This is a genomic window from Hahella sp. NBU794 (genome assembly GCF_050749805.1).
Classification (GTDB): Bacteria; Pseudomonadota; Gammaproteobacteria; order Pseudomonadales; family Oleiphilaceae; genus Hahella.
Map to the genome: position 1 here is coordinate 526562 of NZ_CP192738.1, position 13352 is coordinate 539913.

Consider the following 13352-nt stretch of genomic DNA (forward strand, 5'->3'; position numbering starts at 1 on the left):
TTGACGAGACAATGACGAGTTGATTGAAGGAGGTTGGGAAATGGGATCTTTCATCCTGTTTATAGCGGTATTGGTTATTATTTATCAGTTATCGAACATCTCCCGCAATACTGCGGACGCATTGGATAAACAGGTGGCGTTGCAGTATGAAATCGTCGCTGTCGAGAAGCGCCTGGATGAATTGACCGAGTTGCTGAGCGCGCGACAATCTGAGGGTGGACGGGAGAGCGAGGCCACTGCCGACGCGGATGAGCTGGTCAACATTAACCACGCGACGCTTAAGCAGCTGACTGCTTTGCCCAAAATTGGCCGCGCTACGGCTCAGAAGATTGCTGAAGCGAGGCCGTTCTCCAAACCGGAAGACCTGAAACTGGTGCAGGGAATCAATGAAGATATCTTTGCGGATCTGGCGGAAAAAATAACGGTCTGAGTCCGTTGCTTACAACCTTCTGATCCTTCAGGTCTTCTTAGACTTCTGCGGCGGAAGCGCCCTGTTCCCGCCTGTCCGGACGGATAGCGGGCAGGACGGGGCTTCCGCCGCTACTATTATTTATTGACCGCATCCTTCAAGAGCTTGCCAGCCTTGAACCCAACGGTTTTGCTGGCGGGAATTTTAATAGCGGCCCCAGTTTTGGGGTTTTTACCTGTACGTGCGCTCCTATTGCGCTGACTGAAGGTTCCGAATCCGATCAGTGAGACGGTTTCATTACGGGATACCGCGTCGGCTATTTCATCGGTTAACGCGTTCAGTACCTCCGCAGCTTTGCTTTTCGACAAATTCGTGCGTGCTGCAATCGCTGCGGCAAGTTCAGGTTTGCGCATACTCTTCTCCTATCGGGTTTGTATTGTTATTGGTGGCGAACGCTGTGAGCCGAAGTCCTACAAACCCTGCTTCAGGCCCAGCGCTCCTTTAGTTATAGCGGCTCCCGGAGCCCTGTCAAATGCGCGGCGGCGTAATTTCGGCCTTTTTTGAAAGGGGCTTTGGTAACGGTATTTATCGTTTTTTGTCTTTTTGTGCCAAATTTATTGAGCTTTGTGCCGTTCATCTCACAAAAAACCTTCCAGTTTGTCCATAATCTGGCCCGTCCTAAGCATAAACCCCTATGCTCGCCCGGCTGCGGCGACATCGAAGAATAAAGACAAAAGGCAACTGGGAGGTTTTTGTGAGCCCACATTTCTTGAGGTTTTCATCTGCGTTACTGCATTGCGTCAGACCGGTCCGACAGCGGCTTTCCAGCAAGCGCGCGGCGGTTCTCGCCATGAGTCTGGCGCTCGCTGGATGCGGCGCGACGCGCAATGTGATGTACAAGACCACTGGCGACGTCATGGTGGGCTTTGCGCAGGAACATCAGACTCCCTTTGTTCTCAGCACGGACGATGTCTCCATGAACTGCGGCATGTCGGAAGCCCTGGCGCCGATGCTGATGTCCTTTGGTCGCGTCCGCGACGAACCTCATTCTCTTGCAGTCATGATCTACGGCTCCGCCGGTATGTGCGCAGAATCCCGCGCCCTCAATGAAGAGCTGCGCTATATGCGAGCGATTCGGGATCAGGACGCTGCGGAAGCCGAAGATGCGTTAATCGCGCAAAAACGCTTTAACACCCTTGCGGCCAAGCGCAACTACGAAGCGTATCAGCATCTCGTCGCCCAATATGGCGAACCTGGTGGAGCCTGTCCGGAACTTGACGAAGACTACGACGAATTCATATGGATGATGGGCATGATTGCCGGCTTGCAGGCGCTTAACAACGAAATTGCGTCGGGAGCAGGGCTGGGCGTACCCAAGAATATCGCGGCGAAAGTCGAACGCTCCGCGGCATGTGTGGATGACGACAAGTGGTGGGGCGCGCCCATGGCGATTCGCGCGACAGTATGGTCCATGCTGCCTGGCGCTGAACCCAAAGGCGAGAATGCCTCACTGAGACTGGCTGCTGCGGCGAAGAAAGGCGAGCGCGCCGGCGTGCGTCTGGCGCATGTATTTCAAGCGTTGGCTGCATACGGGAAAGGGGATGTGGCTGCTGTAAAGCAGGTTATTCGCGCCCATGCCAAGTCCAAGGCTAACAAGGAAGCCCCTCCTGAGGCGCGTCTGTTGGACGAGTTGGCGACGACCATGCTGACCGGGTTGTCCGATCGCATGTGGACGGAGCATACCGGCCATCGCACGCCAGTGGGCGCATTGGGTAAGTTCTGGGACGATAAGAAGCAAACCACAGCGGAGACTGTGGATCTCAGCGATATTTTGTAGCTGACCGGCATGGCGGGAGCGCACCGGATCAATCTCAAAGAAGCTAACGACTGGGAAATTAAAATGAAAACAAGGGCGATAAGAAAACAACTGGCGGCTCTGACCTGCGCCGCCGCCATGACGCTGGCGGGTTCCGCCAGCGCGGAAATGGTGGAGCGTTCGTTCTGTGTGTTTGATCCGATTGGGGCCAACGGTCCACTGTTCAACATCATGAAGACGGCGAAGCCATCTGCGCTGGGTTGGGGTGTGAACCTGGATTTGCGCGCTTACACCGACGAAAAGGTGGCGGCGGAGGATTTCAAAGCCGGGCAGTGTGACGCTGTGTTATTGACGGGCACTCGCGCCCGAGAGTTCAACCGGTTTACCGGCACCTTGGAAGCGATGGGCGCGATCCCTGGCGATGAGGAAATGAAACTGCTGCTGCAGACGCTGAATCAACCCAAGGCGGCGGCGCTGCTGACGGAGGGTGAGTTTGAAGTGGCTGGCATTCTACCTGCCGGCGCCGTTTATCTGTTTATTCGAGATCGTAATCTGGATTCCGTTGAGGAGTTACAAGGCAAAAAGGTCGCCACCCTGGATTACGACAACGCGGCTTTAACAATGGTGCGCCGTGTAGGCGCCTCGGTAGTGAGCGCTAACTCCAGCAACTTCGCCGGTAAATTCAATAACGGCAATGTGGATGTCGCCTACGCACCGGCGGTGGCCTACACCCCATTGGAGCTTTATAAAGGGCTGGAGCCGGATGGCGGCGTGTTCAATTACAAACTGGCGCAGATGAACTTCCAGATCATTATTCGCCAGGACCGCTTCCCCGAAGGCTATGGCCAATTGTCGCGGGAGTACGCGGCGGGCCGATATGAGGAAGCCTACCAAATCATCCGCGATGCGGAAGCGGAGATTAAGGACGAGTACTGGATGCGCCCGGCGGCGCAAAAGCTGGAAGGCTACGACAAGTTGCTGCGCGAGGTGCGCATTGCTTTGCGGGACGAGGGCGCCTACGACAGTCGCGCTTTGACGCTGATGCGTAAAGTCCGTTGCAAGACCAACCCCACTGCCGCGGAATGCGTGGAAAACCTCGAGTAATCCGTACCGTTCCGGCTTGGGCGCATAGCCCCGGAGGCCGGCGGGCGGTCATCGAACATCATCTGGATTGCACTAAATCATGAATGGTTCCCTAGCCTATGAGTCCGGCGTAGCCATCGGCCGGACCAAGCGGGAGTGGTTTTCATCATTTCCGGTTTGTCTGCTTTTGGCGGCGGTGGTGGCGTTCGGCGCCGCCAGCGATATCCACAATAAAATTCTGCAAATGGGGCAGGCGATTTGGCCGGGATATTACGAGTTGCGTACTGAGCCGGTCGCGCCGGAGTGTAATCCCAACCCAAATATTGAGTCTGAGTTGCAGCGATTGATGGTGCAACAGCAAGCCCCCGTCGACGATCTGGGATTGTTCGAGCCGGACCCTGTCGATCCTGCGACATTGCGGGCGTCTTTACTCAACGCCAAGGCCGCGTGCGTCGAGAAGTTTCAGCGCTATGAAGCCACCAAGGATCGCATCACCCCAGGGCTGAGGGCGTTCCGGGCTGGGGAGCTGTTTGTGGCGGACGTCATCGCATTTGGCCTGACTTCTCAGCGCTTTATCCTGGTCATTCTGGTGTTGATCTGCGCAGCCACTGCGACCGCCGGCCGTCACCATATCGCCATGCGGCCGATGGTGACGGCGCGGGATCATCGTGTTTCCACCGCTTTGCAACTGATCGCCAATGCGATGCTGCTCGCGTCTTCCTGGTCCTTCCGTGAGCTGGGGGTTGCTCATGGCGGCGAATCGCCGCAACGGGACGCATTGCATCTGTTGTGGATGTCCGGATTTGGCGCTCTGACTCTGATGAGCCTCTGGCAACTGATCAAAACGCCGGATGACGCCAGGCCAGGGGGCCGCCTTGGCGGAGCGTTACTGAGCGTGCCGTTGTATACCACCATGTGTCTGATATCCGGAACCTACTTCATGCTGGAGGGACATGTCGCGGGAGTGGGTATCTATCTGGATAAGATGATGGATTTATCCGACATGTTCCTGAATGTCGGGCTATATGTCTGGATTGGCATGATGCTGAAGGAGACAAGACTCGCCAGCCTGGTGTTCAACGTATTTCACCCTTGGAAGATGCCCCCGGAAATGCTCGCCTTTGTGGCGATCGCTGTTGCGGCCATACCCACGGCGTATACCGGCGCCTCGGGCATATTCGTGATCGCAGCGGGCTCGGTTATCTATCTGGAACTACGTAAAGCCGGGGCGCGCCGCCAACTGGCCTTAGCGGCCACAGCTATTTCCGGCAGCCTTGGCGTAGTGCTGCGTCCTTGTCTGCTGGTGGTGATCATCGCCTACTTGAACCGGGAAGTGACTACGGATCAATTGTTCGGCTGGGGCGGCAAAGTATTCGTGCTGACGCTAATGCTGTTCGCCGCCTTCAGTATGACCATAAACCGCTGTAGCCCTATTGCGCTGGCTCCGGTGCGCGTCGCTGCGCCAGCCATGCTGGCCGCGTTAAAACCGCTTATCCCTTATGTGTTGGCGATCAGCGCCGTCGCTCTGGTTTATTCCTGGGGATTAGGCGTTGCTCTCAATGAGTTTACCGCCCCGCGCATATTGCCGGTGATGATGCTGGCTATCCTGATTTACGAGCGCTATCGAAAACCAGACGTGGCGGAAACAAAAGAGTCTTCCGAACAAGGAAAACAAGCTGGTTTTGAGAAGGCGTTGCGCTCGGCGACGAATGAAACGACGACTCATATCGGCGCTCTGTTATTCTTAATGGGGCTTTCCGTCAGTGTAGGAGGCGTGATAGAGCGTTCTGGCCTGATGGAAATCTTCCCGCACAGCTTCGCCAGCGTCTGGATGGTCATGTTGATGCTGGTGGCGATACTGGTGGTGATAGGGATGGTGATGGACCCTTATGGCGCCGTCATTCTTGTCAGTGCGACCATCGCCAGGATTGCTTATGACAATGGCGTCGATCCCGTTCATTTCTGGATGGTGACCCTGGTGGCCTTTGAATTGGGCTATTTAAGCCCACCAGTGGCGCTCAATCATTTATTAACACGGCAAGTGGTTGGAGAAGAGGAAATCCGCTTGGCGCAGATGGAGGAGGGAAGCTTCTATCAACGTCATGAACGTATTCTCATGCCGCTGCTGGTGTTGGGTAGCGCTTTGGTCATCGTGGCTTTTGGTCCATTAGCTTATCAAGCATGGAGCTAGCCAGTTTCGGATGCGTTGACGGTAAAGTCTGGGCATAAAAAAACCCGGCGAACCGGGTTTTTTGACAGAGCCGTCGCTTAGTCCAAAGAAGGACCCGCTGCGCGGATGGCGTCGGAAACGTCGAACTTTTTAAAGTTCTCCACGAACTGCTGGATCAGATCCTGCGCCTTGGCGTCGTAAGCTTCTTTGTCCGCCCAGGTGTTGCGCGGGTTCAGCAGTACGCTGTCTACGCCTTCCAGTTCTTTAGGAACAGTCAGGTTCAGTTTTTCCAGGTGCTCCGTTTCGACATCCGCCAGCTCACCGCTTTGGATGGCGCTGATGATGGCGCGAGTCACAGGAATGCTGAAGCGCTTGCCTACGCCGTGGGAGCCGCCGGTCCAGCCAGTGTTGACCAGATAAACCTTGCTGCCGAATTCGTCCATACGCTTCATTAACAGTTCTGCATAAACGCCTGCGGGGCGAGGGAAGAACGGTGCGCCGAAGCAGGTGGAGAAAGTGGATTTCAGCTTGGAGCTGGAGCCCATCTCAGTAGAGCCTACCAGGGCGGTATAGCCGCTCAGGAAGTGGTAAGCCGCTGCTTCTTTGCTCAGGATGGAAACAGGAGGCAATACGCCCGTCATATCGCAAGTCAGGAAGACGATCGCAGACGGTTCGCCTGCGCGATTTTCCAGCACGCGTTTTTCCACGTGCTCAAGCGGGTAGGCGCAGCGAGTGTTTTCGGTCAGGGATACGTCAGTGTAGTCCGGCGTGCGGTCTTGATCGTCAATGACGACGTTCTCGACGATGGCCCCAAAACGAATAGCGTTCCAGATAACCGGCTCGTTTTTCTGGCTTAGATCGATACACTTCGCATAGCAGCCGCCTTCCACGTTGAAAACCGTGCCGCGTCCCCAGCCGTGCTCATCGTCGCCGATCAGAAAACGGGACTCGTCAGCAGACAGCGTGGTTTTGCCAGTGCCGGACAAACCGAAGAACAGGCATGTCTGACCATCTTCGCCGACGTTGGCGGAGCAGTGCATGGGCAGCACGTCTTTTTCCGGCAGCAGGAAGTTCTGCACGGAGAACATCGCCTTCTTCATTTCTCCTGCGTACCGCATGCCGGCCAGTAATACTTTGCGGCGCGCAAAGTTGATGATTACTGCGCCATCGCTGTTGGTCCCGTCGCGCTCAGGCTCGCACACGAAGTCTGGAATGTTCATCACTTGCCATTCCTGTTTGTCCGCCGGGTTGTAACGCTCGGGGCGAATGAACAGGTTACGGCCGAACAGGTTGTGCCAGGCAGTTTCGGTGGTGACTTTGATAGGTAGGTAGTGCTCGGGATCGGCGCCTACGTGCAGGTGGGAAACGAATCGGTCGCGGGTGGAGATGTAATCTTCGACGCGGTCCCAAAGCGCATCGAATTTCTCTGCATCGAAGGGGCGGTTAATCGCGCCCCAGTCGATCGCATCCGCAGTGCTGGGCTCCTGTACGATGAAACGATCCATTGGGGAGCGTCCCGTTCGTTTTCCGGTGTTGACCACCAGGGAGCCGTTGGCGGCCATGCGGCCTTCTTTACGGCAAATAGACTGTTCAACCAACTCGGCTGAACTAAGATCTGTATATATATTGCTCACTTAACCTCGCCCTCATTATAACAATCATAGGCGCAGACGCCGCCGTTCTTTTAGGTTTTGTTATGCTCGGGACGCGCTGCGTTATCGCAAACAGGGGCGCTATTATGCCAAAAGCAGGTTGAAAAGACGACAGTTTCCGGGTGTGCGTAAGGCCTAGTCCTGCGGGCGTTTCCGGCCCGCCCCGTGGGGGCCGGCCGGGGTGCGCGAAACGGTTCGCGCGCGCGTCAGGTTCAGTGAAGGGTGGGGGAGTCGAATAACTGCTCTATGCGCTCGCGGGCAAAGCTATAGCGCTGCATGCAAAACTGGCAGTTCATTTCTATTTCGCCGCTCTCATCCAGGATGGATAAGGCTTCTTCGCGGCCCAGGGATTTAACCACTTCCAGGGTTCTCTCTTCTGAGCAGGAGCACCAGAAACTGGCGGGTTCTTCCTGCAGGACTCTGACGGACTCCTCATGGAACAGGCGATGCAACACTTCTTCCGCGGGCAAACTGAATAACTCCTCCGCCGTTAGCGTGGCGGATAGCGCAACGATACGCTCCCAGTTTTCAGCGGAGTGCTCGCCGCCACGGGCTGCGGGAAGTTGTTGTAACAGCAGTCCACCCCAGCGCCCGTTGGACTCATATAGCCAGATTCTGGTCGCCAACTGCTCGGAGCGCTCAAAGTATTCTTCCAGACAGGCGGAAAGTGAATCCGAAGAGAGAGGCACAATGCCTTGATAGCGCTGACCATTTTGAGGCGTAATAGTTATCGCGAGAGCGGCGCGATTTCCCAGCAATTGCTTTAATGACGCGCTGTTTGGCGTACCTTCCCAGCGAGCGATGCCGCGGGCGGTGCGGCGGTGGGTCGCTTCAGCCATCAATAGGCGTAACTCGCCTTCGCCGGTGGCTTGCAGGGTGGTGTCGCCCTTGATTTTGAGCGTTGCGCTCAGCAGCAGACCCGCGCTTAAAGCCTGGCCCAGTAAAGACTGGATGGCCTGTGGGTAGTCATGGCGAGACAGCGCGTCCTGTACGGTTTTTTCCAAAACCAGCAGTTCGCCGCGGATGTCCAGTTCGTCAAAAATAAAGCGTTGCAGTAAATCGGCTTTCATGAGTGAGGAAATATCCTGCTCTAATCAATATTAATCGTGTTCAGCTTGTTCTTTGAAGCGGTGGATCATACGCCGTTGCTTCTTCGTCGGCCTGCGCGCCGGCGGCAATTGCGCCGCCTGAATCTGCTTCTGCTGCCAGGCCAGTTGTTCGCGTTTTTCGACGCTGGCTTCCGTTTCTTGATATAGCTTCTGCGCCACAGGGGCCGGGCCGCGTTTTTCGGATATGTCCAGTACCAGCACAGTCTTTTCCGACCAGCCCTGTTTGAGCGTGACCTCCGCCCCGGCTTCAACTACCCGTCCGGGCTTAACGCGGGCTCCATTATAGTGCACTCTGCCGCCTTCAATGGCCTCTTTGGCGAGGGTGCGGGTTTTGTAGAAGCGCGCGGCCCATAACCACTTATCCAACCGCACTTTGTGTTCTGTCGCTGAAGCCTGCTCCTTCATTTATTACCTGTCTCTAAACTTTACTGTTGACGAAGACGTTGGCAGGCAAAATCTGATCGAAGTGCAGAATGCCCTTAAATTCCGTCTCTTCATTTGCGGGGCGCTTACTGTCCGGGTGCAAGACCGCCAGCAAGTGCGCGACGCCGTATTCTTTGGCTGAGCGCAGTACGGGCAAGCTGTCGTCTATCAATAGCGCTCTGTCCGGCTGGAATGGCTCAACCTCCTGCAAACGGCTCCAAAATGCGTTGTCCTCTTTGGGAACCCCAAAGTCGTGGGAGCTGACAATGTTGTCAAAATAAGGCGTCAGGTCGACCTGGCGTAACTTGAGGTCAAGGCTTTTGCGATGGGCATTGGTCACCATTACCACTCGATGATGGCTGTCCCGCATTGTCTTGAGGAACTCCTCAACAAAGGGGCGATAGCCAATAAGATGTCGGACTTCTTCTTTTAGCGTGGGAATGTCGACGTCCAGCTCACGACTCCAGTAGTCGAGACAGTACCAGTTCAGCTGCCCCTGCAGTTGGCGGACTTTATCGAGCAGATCTTTGCTCACGACTTCCGGATGAATATCTTTAAGCTCCGCCAAGCGCTTTGGCAGGTGCTCCATCCAGAAAAAGTTGTCGAAATGTAAGTCCAGTAATGTGCCATCCATATCAAGCAATATGGTATCGATGGCGCTCCAATCCAGCATGCAATAACCTTCTTTACTTCATGAGTAACTCTGTTAGATTGTAACTCTTTCAAAGAGTACAGGACAGGCGCGTGCAAAGATGGCGTCGTCCCCCTTCCCATCAGGACAAGGTTACATGATTGATAAAAACACCATTGAGCGTATGCATGCCGAAATTCAAGGGATTATGAATGCGGCCGGAGCAGCGATTCTCGATGTATATGAAAAAGCAGAATCCATTGAAATCACCACCAAAGATGATGACTCCCCATTGACCCAGGCGGATCGCAGAGCCCATGCAATTATCGCTGAAGGCCTGCGTAAAATGCCGGAAGGGTTTCCTGTGCTGTCGGAGGAGTCCACCTTGCCGGACTACGAAGAGCGCCGTCAATGGACGACCTATTGGCTCGTCGACCCGCTTGACGGCACCAAGGAGTTTATCAACCGAAACGGTGAGTTCACGGTCAATATCGCGTTGATTCATGAAGGCTTTCCGGTTGCAGGTTGGGTGTATGTGCCTGTGAGAAGCCAGTTGTATTATGGCTGGAGTCTGGATGGCGACGCCGCTGCGTTTTTGGCGGAAAATGGCGCATCTCATGCAATCACCGCCCGCAAGCTGAACCCGGAGGCGGACGTCGTGGTAGTGGCCAGCCGCCGTCATGGAGGCGAAGCACTGCAGCCCATGCTGGATAAAGCAGAAGCGCGTTTTGCGAAACTGGAGCGCAAAAGCATCGGCAGCTCTTTAAAAATCTGTCTGGTGGCGGAAGGCAAAGCGGATTGGTATCCCCGTTTGGCGCCGACCTCTGAGTGGGATACTGCTGCGGCTCATGCGGTGCTACTTGGCGCGGGGGGCATTATGGTGGACGCAGAATATAAGCCGCTGCGCTATAACTCTAAAGAAAGCATCTTGAATCCGCACTTTCACGCTATCGCAGACGATGGCGAAGTATGGAAAGAGCTGGTGCTCTAGTTGCGCAAGCCTTCTGCTTCAAAGGTGGGGCACTAAAACGAAAAAGCCGGCGTAAGCCGGCTTTTTGTATTCTAAACGTAGTCTGTCGACTTAATTTTGAGCGCCTTCGTCGCCCAAAGTCACCACTTTCTCTTTACGGCCAACCTGGGTGCAGCCCAGGCAACGTACGAAGGTGGTTTTGGCTGGGCCGATAACCAGAGTCTCCGCCGCTTCGCCAGCGTTTCCACCCAAGGCGGAAAAGGGCAGTGACGCGACATAAACGACAGAGCCAATGACGGTGATGCCGAACAGCACTGGACGGGCGAACAGAGCGTCACCGGTCATGGCCAACGCGGATGGCTTTTCCTCCACGGTTTCGCTGTATCCTGCAGTAGGCATGACAAAAGCTGCAGTGGCGACAACAATACTAATCCAACGAATAAGCGTCTGGCGCATGGGTGAACTCTCCCAATTAACAAATCCAATAGTCTATCTATTAAGACAAATATAACAGGCTTTTGAAAACTTTCTAAAAAAGAATCAGCTGTTTTGCAATAATATTTTGTGTATTTTCTAACTTTGCTGCGCCCCTGTCGACGCCTTTTGTTGAGTTTGTGACATTCTCCCATCAGGCGCCTATAGCGATAGTAGGCTTATCTTATCGTTGGCAAGAGGGGCAGAACACGCTGGCCCGCTGGCCTAATTTGATTTCTTTGAGTTCCGTTTTACACAGTATGCAGGGCTGTCCGCCACGACCATAAGCCCGCAGCGTTTGCTGAAAATAACCGGGCTTGCCGTCTCCGCCTACAAAATCACGCAAAGTGGTGCCGCCCATGTTGATGGCGTCGCTTAGTACTTTTCTTACCGCATCCGCCAGAGCCTGATAACGTTTTAGGCTAACTTCTCCTGCTGGTCGCGTGGGGCGGATGCCCGCCAGGAACAGAGCTTCATTCGCGTAAATATTGCCTACGCCGACCACGATGGCTTGGTCCATGAGAAATGTTTTTACCGGTGACTTGCGTTGTCGGGACAACTTATAAAGAAGCTCTCCACTGAACTGGTCGCTCAAGGGCTCAGGACCGAGATGTCTCAGCAGGGGGTGTTCCTGCGTTGGCGGATTTAGGAGCAACAGGCAGCCGAAACGTCGTGGATCGTTGTAACGCAGAGTTATATCGCCGTCGAGCAATATATCTACATGATCATGCTTCATGCGTGGGGTTTCCGGCGCCACGATGCGCAGATTGCCGGACATTCCCAAATGAAAAAGCAGCTCATTTTCACCCAGATTGATTAACAGATATTTGGCGCGCCGGGTGACGTCCTGCACCGTTTTGCCCTCGGCGGCGGCAGGCAAGTCGGTTGGCACCGGCCAGCGTAGCCGTGGTTCATAGACATTTACTTTAAGAATTTTACGGCCGGTGATGTGGGGCGCGACGCCTCTGCGGGTGGTTTCCACCTCTGGTAATTCTGGCACGGGGTAAACCTTTGTCTTCGAACTGGGTAAGAGGGTGAACGTTATCGGCTTGATTATACCCCACGGAAAAGGTGGAGCTCTTAGCATTCGCCGCGTAAAAATCACAGTCTAACCATGAGGTTGCGAAAAACCTATAGAGAACTTCCCCGAGACAGCATGAGTTAGCCTTTGTAATCGCTGATTGCAGAGTGCGAACATCGTCCCGTTTCAGGCCGGTTTTTCAGCAATTTCTTACAAACTTTAATATGCGGGCGCGCAAAGTTTAGCGTACACTTGTACGCTCAAATTTCGGGATACAACAAGAGAGATTTCCACATGTGGTATGAAGGCCTGCTGGGGCTGACTGCTTGGCAAACCGTCCTGGCGACCCTGATTCTTACGCAAATCACCATTGTGAGCGTCACTGTTTACTTACACCGTCATTCGGCTCATAACTCAGTCGATCTGCATCCGGCGTTAGCACATTTTTTCCGTTTCTGGCTGTGGCTGACAACAGGCATGATTACGAAAGAGTGGACAGCTGTACACCGTAAACATCATGCGAAGTGTGAGACTGAAGAAGACCCGCACAGCCCGGTGAAAAAAGGGCTGAAGACCGTATTTTGGAGTGGCGCGGAGCTCTATAAAGCCGGCGCTACAGAGGAAACCCTCAAGCGTTACGGACAACGCACCCCGGAAGACTGGCTGGAGCGTAACCTATATGCTCCCTACAACTGGATTGGCATCACCGTCATGGCGGTGATTGATCTGCTGCTGTTCGGCGCCAAGGGGATTACCGTATGGGCGGTGCAGATGATGTGGATTCCCTTCTTTGCCGCTGGCGTTATTAACGGGATTGCGCACTTCTTTGGCTACCGCAATTTTGAATGCACCGACAACGCCAGAAATATTTCGCCCTGGGGCTTTTTCATTGGCGGCGAAGAGTTGCACAACAATCATCACACCTATCCGCACTCTCCCAAGCTTTCCGTTAAACCCTGGGAGTTTGATATTGGCTGGATGTGGATCAAGATCTTTGAATTTCTTCGTCTGGCCAAAGCTAAGCCTGTCGGCCCTATTGCGCATCAGGTGCCCGGAAAGGCGCTGCTGGATATGGATACACTGATGGCCATCGCTAACAACCGCTTTCAAGTGATGGTGCAGTATCGTAAAAAAGTGCTGGCTCCGTTACTAAATGAGCGCAAGCTGCAACTGCCACCGGAAGAGCGCACATTACTGCAGAAAGTGCGTAAGTTGATGTATCGGGAGGAATCTCTGATTCATCCGCAAGAACATCACCGCTTGCAGGAAGTGCTGGCGAAGCATGAAACCCTGCAGATGATCTATCAAAAGAGCAAAGAGCTGCAGGCGATCTGGAAACGTCAGCCGGGTATGCAATATCAGGATAAAGTCGCGGCTTTGCGTGAATGGTGTCATCAGGCGGAGCAAAGCGGCGTGCGCCATTTGGAGGAGTTTGCCGCCTGGCTGAAATCCTTCTCTTTGGTCCCGGCGCCTGCCGTGGCGCGATAGCGGCTTCCTCTGCCTGACATATCTCTGGAAAGACCGGCGGAAGCCGGTCTTTTTTATCCTCTTTCCCCAATCTTTGACCATACTTTCCTCTGACTCAGGCGAGAAT

13 protein-coding genes are annotated in these 13352 nt (G+C 54.5%); 6 read left to right on the plus strand and 7 right to left on the minus strand.

Going from position 1 to position 13352, the window contains the following annotated elements; genetic code table 11:
* The first annotated feature begins 40 nt into the window (after positions 1-40).
* The gene (locus ACQYWX_RS02330; protein ID WP_431687753.1) at positions 41-430 is read left to right on the plus strand and encodes a ComEA family DNA-binding protein; all 390 of its coding nucleotides are present in this window, start codon (positions 41-43) and stop codon (positions 428-430) included.
* Positions 431-546: 116 nt separating this feature from the next.
* Here ACQYWX_RS02330 and ACQYWX_RS02335 read toward each other — a convergent pair whose 3' ends face one another.
* Positions 547-822, minus strand: a complete 276-nt coding sequence (locus ACQYWX_RS02335; RefSeq protein ID WP_011394537.1) for an HU family DNA-binding protein — start codon at positions 820-822, stop codon at positions 547-549.
* A 341-nt stretch (positions 823-1163) separates the two neighbouring features.
* Here ACQYWX_RS02335 and ACQYWX_RS02340 point away from each other — a divergent pair, with 341 nt between their 5' ends.
* From ACQYWX_RS02340 to ACQYWX_RS02350, 3 genes are all read left to right on the plus strand, one after another.
* Complete coding sequence (locus ACQYWX_RS02340) at positions 1164-2246, plus strand: hypothetical protein (protein ID WP_431687754.1); 1083 nt, start codon at positions 1164-1166, stop codon at positions 2244-2246.
* 63 nt (positions 2247-2309) lie between these two features.
* Positions 2310-3329, plus strand: a complete 1020-nt coding sequence (locus tag ACQYWX_RS02345; RefSeq protein WP_431687755.1) for a putative solute-binding protein — start codon at positions 2310-2312, stop codon at positions 3327-3329.
* 79 nt (positions 3330-3408) lie between these two features.
* On the plus strand, positions 3409-5499 hold the full coding sequence (locus tag ACQYWX_RS02350; protein WP_431687756.1) for a TRAP transporter large permease subunit: 2091 nt from the start codon (positions 3409-3411) through the stop codon (positions 5497-5499).
* A 77-nt stretch (positions 5500-5576) separates the two neighbouring features.
* Here ACQYWX_RS02350 and ACQYWX_RS02355 read toward each other — a convergent pair whose 3' ends face one another.
* The 4 genes from ACQYWX_RS02355 to yrfG all read right to left on the minus strand — a co-directional run bounded on the left by ACQYWX_RS02355 (position 5577) and on the right by yrfG (position 9335).
* The gene (locus tag ACQYWX_RS02355; protein ID WP_216738869.1) at positions 5577-7112 is read right to left on the minus strand and encodes a phosphoenolpyruvate carboxykinase; all 1536 of its coding nucleotides are present in this window, start codon (positions 7110-7112) and stop codon (positions 5577-5579) included.
* Between the two features lie 230 nt (positions 7113-7342).
* Positions 7343-8200: an Hsp33 family molecular chaperone HslO gene (hslO, locus tag ACQYWX_RS02360; RefSeq protein ID WP_431687757.1), complete on the minus strand. Its 858-nt coding sequence runs from the start codon at positions 8198-8200 to the stop codon at positions 7343-7345.
* Positions 8201-8230: 30 nt separating this feature from the next.
* Positions 8231-8644 carry a ribosome-associated heat shock protein Hsp15 gene (gene hslR, locus ACQYWX_RS02365; RefSeq protein ID WP_127968192.1) on the minus strand — a complete coding sequence of 138 codons (414 nt, stop codon included), beginning with the start codon at positions 8642-8644 and terminating at the stop codon, positions 8231-8233.
* 13 nt (positions 8645-8657) lie between these two features.
* Positions 8658-9335, minus strand: coding sequence for a GMP/IMP nucleotidase (gene yrfG, locus ACQYWX_RS02370; RefSeq protein WP_431687758.1), 678 nt, complete (start codon positions 9333-9335; stop codon positions 8658-8660).
* A gap of 115 nt (positions 9336-9450) precedes the next feature.
* Here yrfG and cysQ point away from each other — a divergent pair, with 115 nt between their 5' ends.
* Positions 9451-10284, plus strand: a complete 834-nt coding sequence (cysQ, locus tag ACQYWX_RS02375) for a 3'(2'),5'-bisphosphate nucleotidase CysQ (RefSeq protein WP_431687759.1) — start codon at positions 9451-9453, stop codon at positions 10282-10284.
* Positions 10285-10374: 90 nt separating this feature from the next.
* Here cysQ and ACQYWX_RS02380 read toward each other — a convergent pair whose 3' ends face one another.
* Both ACQYWX_RS02380 and mutM read right to left on the minus strand, forming a co-directional pair.
* The gene (locus ACQYWX_RS02380) at positions 10375-10719 is read right to left on the minus strand and encodes a hypothetical protein (protein ID WP_279503793.1); all 345 of its coding nucleotides are present in this window, start codon (positions 10717-10719) and stop codon (positions 10375-10377) included.
* 202 nt (positions 10720-10921) lie between these two features.
* Complete coding sequence (gene mutM, locus ACQYWX_RS02385; RefSeq protein ID WP_431687760.1) at positions 10922-11737, minus strand: bifunctional DNA-formamidopyrimidine glycosylase/DNA-(apurinic or apyrimidinic site) lyase; 816 nt, start codon at positions 11735-11737, stop codon at positions 10922-10924.
* Between the two features lie 315 nt (positions 11738-12052).
* Here mutM and ACQYWX_RS02390 point away from each other — a divergent pair, with 315 nt between their 5' ends.
* Complete coding sequence (locus ACQYWX_RS02390; protein ID WP_431687761.1) at positions 12053-13246, plus strand: DesA family fatty acid desaturase; 1194 nt, start codon at positions 12053-12055, stop codon at positions 13244-13246.
* Positions 13247-13352: the final 106 nt, after the last annotated feature.

Excerpts from the sequence above, each read along its gene's own strand:
- ACQYWX_RS02330 (WP_431687753.1), top strand. The coding sequence starts at position 41 with ATGGGATCTTTCATCCTGTTTATAGCGGTATTGGTTATTATTTATCAG.
- cysQ (WP_431687759.1), top strand. The coding sequence starts at position 9,451 with ATGATTGATAAAAACACCATTGAGCGTATGCATGCCGAAATTCAAGGG.
- ACQYWX_RS02335 (WP_011394537.1), bottom strand. The coding sequence starts at position 822 with ATGCGCAAACCTGAACTTGCCGCAGCGATTGCAGCACGCACGAATTTG.
- ACQYWX_RS02345 (WP_431687755.1), top strand. The coding sequence starts at position 2,310 with ATGAAAACAAGGGCGATAAGAAAACAACTGGCGGCTCTGACCTGCGCC.
- ACQYWX_RS02350 (WP_431687756.1), top strand. The coding sequence starts at position 3,409 with ATGAATGGTTCCCTAGCCTATGAGTCCGGCGTAGCCATCGGCCGGACC.
- hslO (WP_431687757.1), bottom strand. The coding sequence starts at position 8,200 with ATGAAAGCCGATTTACTGCAACGCTTTATTTTTGACGAACTGGACATC.
- hslR (WP_127968192.1), bottom strand. The coding sequence starts at position 8,644 with ATGAAGGAGCAGGCTTCAGCGACAGAACACAAAGTGCGGTTGGATAAG.
- ACQYWX_RS02390 (WP_431687761.1), top strand. The coding sequence starts at position 12,053 with ATGTGGTATGAAGGCCTGCTGGGGCTGACTGCTTGGCAAACCGTCCTG.
- yrfG (WP_431687758.1), bottom strand. The coding sequence starts at position 9,335 with ATGCTGGATTGGAGCGCCATCGATACCATATTGCTTGATATGGATGGC.
- ACQYWX_RS02380 (WP_279503793.1), bottom strand. The coding sequence starts at position 10,719 with ATGCGCCAGACGCTTATTCGTTGGATTAGTATTGTTGTCGCCACTGCA.